Genomic DNA, 3,530 nt, shown 5'->3' on the forward strand with positions numbered 1-3,530 from the left:
TCTTTTTTCACTGGTTCGTCCATCAAAGCAAAATTCTTTGCAGGTTCGGTCTTGGCCGTATCTTTTTTCACTGGTTCGTCCATCAAAGCAAAATTCTTTGCAGGTTCGGTCTTGGTCGTATCTTTTTTTACCGGTTCTTGAGCACAAATTGTTGTTGTAATACCTAAAAACAGAATTGTAGCAACACTAAAAATCATCTTTTTCATAATCATCAATTTTTTAGTTTATTATATTGGTATTTTATTCATAAACACACCAACATAATATTCCAAAAATATGCCAAGAAAATGATATATAACAATTACACAATGATTATCAAATGATTACAAAACAACGCAATTAATATACATCCTACCAAATGTGGAATATTCCACACATAACATGTAGATTTTTTCCTCAATTGTGTAGGGTAATGTACCGTTCTGCCTCTGAAATCGTATTTACAATATAAGTTTCTACAAGTTGGCATTTTTGATCAATCTCGAAATTGAATTCTCCTTTAATTTTCTCCAACTCAATCAATATATCGGTACACTCTCGATGTTCCAACAATGTAAATAGCGGTATCAATTTATGTGACACAGCAGATATCGTACTCATATCTTTATCTTGACGAGCACTCTTAAAACGTTCCAGATTTTGTCTTGTCTCAGAGACAAACGATGCCAATATCTCATTCGCCGCATCTTTATCATCTCCTGCAAATGCCAATAACGCAGAAAAACGAAGTTCCTCCTCTGGATTATGAACGGTTTCTTCCGTATATAAATCAGAAATATAATCCGGATAATATCGGACTACAAGATCATATAACTCCTTTCCCGTAAAAGGCTTGTTTAAATGTGACGTAAAACCCGCTGATAGAAATTCATTATCAGACATATTCGACCGGGCAGTCAATGCTACAACAGGAATGGATCGAACTTCCGGCAAATCAGAAGCACGAATTAAACGAACTAATTCAAAGCCGGATAATTCAGGCATCTGAATATCTGTGAATACAAAATCGAACTTTTGGTCTGACAATAAGCCAAGCACTTCTTTCGGATGTTCACAACAGACACAAGAAAAATTATAACGTTTCATCAATGACGCCGTAAGCTCAAGCTGCAAACGATCATCATCTACCAACAAACAACGAACATTCTTTCCCATATCAAGCACAGCACTTTCTTCTGCAGTTTCTTCCGGTATTACCATATCCGTTTTCTTAAACGGAATAATTACCGTAAAACATGTTCCTTGCTCGAGTGTACTATCGACCGAAATTTTTCCGCCAAGAAGCAAGACCAGTTTTTTTGTTATAGATAATCCCAAACCAAAACCTTCAGCACCCTGCGCTCCGGGAAGTCTCGTAAACTCCTTAAAAATGCGTTCACGGTCATCTTCCGCAATTCCCATACCGGTATCTTCTACCTGAATTTTCAACCGACTACCTAATAGCTTGACTCGCAATGCAACTGAGCCTTTTTCTGTAAATTTTATAGCGTTCGACAATAAATTATTTACAACTTGCCGAATACGGAAAGGATCTCCCAGATAAGCGCCCTGCAAATCTTTATCGATTTCGGTTATCAGTTCTAAATTCTTTTTACCTGCTACAGGTATAAAACTATCTCCTATCTCACAAAAAAAACGATACGGCTCAAACGGCACATCATGTATCTCCATTTTATCAGAATCCAGTCTATGATAATCCAGTAAATCGGTTACCAATTGAAGAAGATGATCTGATGAACTCTTCATATTCTCCAAATAATATTTTGCCCGGGATTCACGAATATGTCCGGATAAAAGATCGATATAACCGATAATCGAACTTAATGGAGCTTTAATGTCATGTGTAATAGTCAACATCAACTGTTCTCTGCTTTTCAATAATTCTTCTGCCCGACGATTCGATTCTTCAAGTTCTCTCCGATAACGGTTACTCCGGGAAATATCTTTCCAAATAAAAATGATGAAAAGAACTATCAAAATCAAAGAGAACACGGCAATACCTCCCACCACCTGTACAGAATGCCTCATCACCTGGTCTCTGTCCTGATAACGTGCCAAAGATCTGTCTAACTCTTCTTGTTCGAAAGCTCTTACCAAATTATTGATTTTGACCAACAAAATTTGGTTATTATAACGTAGAGCCTCACTCCTGCGAGTAACCCGATTCTGCAATTCTTTTTGCTGATCGAAAACGGCATACTGTATATCGGAAAATATATTGGCAATCGTATCTGCTGCATTATAAGGTTGAACAACCGTATCGGTAATCAATTGCTGAGATTGACTATACACCGTATTTTCATCTTCTTTCCGTGTAGAAAAAGCATCTGCCAAACGCTTAAAGAAACTTTTTCTCGGATTTCTGACCGTGAGGGTATCTTGTTTTACTACAATTTTTTTCCTGATTTGTACCGACTTAACTACCGAATCCCTACGGGTTATTTCTCTCTGAATGTTTTGTTCATACAAATTACCGACATCTGCATTCCGGCGTAATCTCAACCATGCCAACGAATTAGATTCTTTCTCGGTTAAAAGCACGATAATACTATCCATCCGCTGCTTTTGTAACGTATCGGTAACCAACTGTTTCAAAGAGTCTAAATTTCGGTACATTTTATCAAAAGTTTGACGATAATGCCTGCTATTGCGGACATGTCCGCTACTCAATGCTTGCAAGTCACCCTCCGACTCATATAATAATGCCAATGTCTCACTAATTAGAGAACGCTTACTTCGCATAGCTTCTTCTTCCTCATCGGGAAGAGAAAGGCGGGAAAATTTATCGAATAAAAAGAACACAGAAAAAAAGGCTATTACTATCAGCAACAAATACCCAATCAAAATCTTTACTCTTATTTCTTTGAACAGCCTAAACATCTTCTACCTCCTTACTTTTCTTAAGAGCCTGTCTAATAATTTTCCTGAATATCTAAAAAAACGGACGTAAATCATTTATCAACGTATCGGATAATGGTATATAATCGAGAAAAGCCGTCCAAGCTTGACCGACTACTCTTTATTATATCCTCTACATAATTATTGCGACCAATGCACATCTTATTTTTCTAATCAAAACAAAGATATAGAATAAAATAAAAGATAGATTATTCTTCTATAATTTTTCAGTATACACAGCCGCCTATCCTCAACAAAAAAGAACGGTTGCCATCCCGACAACCGTTCTTCCTTAATCTTAAATCTAAAATACCATGAAAAACTATTCTTGACGTAAAGATTACTATTCTATATAAAAATATACACACATCATTTTTCAAATGACTTACAACAAACTATATTTTCATTTAATAAAGAACTCAATAATCGTTTTTTTATGTTTTTTATCTTCAAACTCTTGTTCAATAACAAGCGATTATAAACTCAAAAACATGTTTTATTTATGTTGTACAAAAGAATATATTTTACACATCAAAACATAGCAATATTTAATCAAATAATAGCAAATTCATTGCAATCAGAAATTAAAATCTCAAAACGACGCTATTATAACCCAAGTATTTTTCATAAAC

2 protein-coding genes are annotated in these 3,530 nt (G+C 35.4%); both read right to left on the reverse strand.

Going from position 1 to position 3,530, the window contains the following annotated elements; translation table 11 throughout:
• Window positions 1-206, reverse strand: a 206-nt coding sequence (locus AC1WHX_RS11325; RefSeq protein ID WP_475571570.1) for a hypothetical protein, incomplete at its 3' end; no start/stop codon positions are given.
• A 190-nt stretch (window positions 207-396) separates the two neighbouring features.
• A complete protein-coding gene (locus AC1WHX_RS11330; RefSeq protein ID WP_229088563.1) occupies window positions 397-2,844 on the reverse strand; it encodes a hybrid sensor histidine kinase/response regulator in 2,448 nt (815 codons plus the stop codon).
• Window positions 2,845-3,530 lie beyond the last annotated feature (686 nt).

The sequence above is a fragment of the Coprobacter sp. genome (assembly GCF_982436375.1).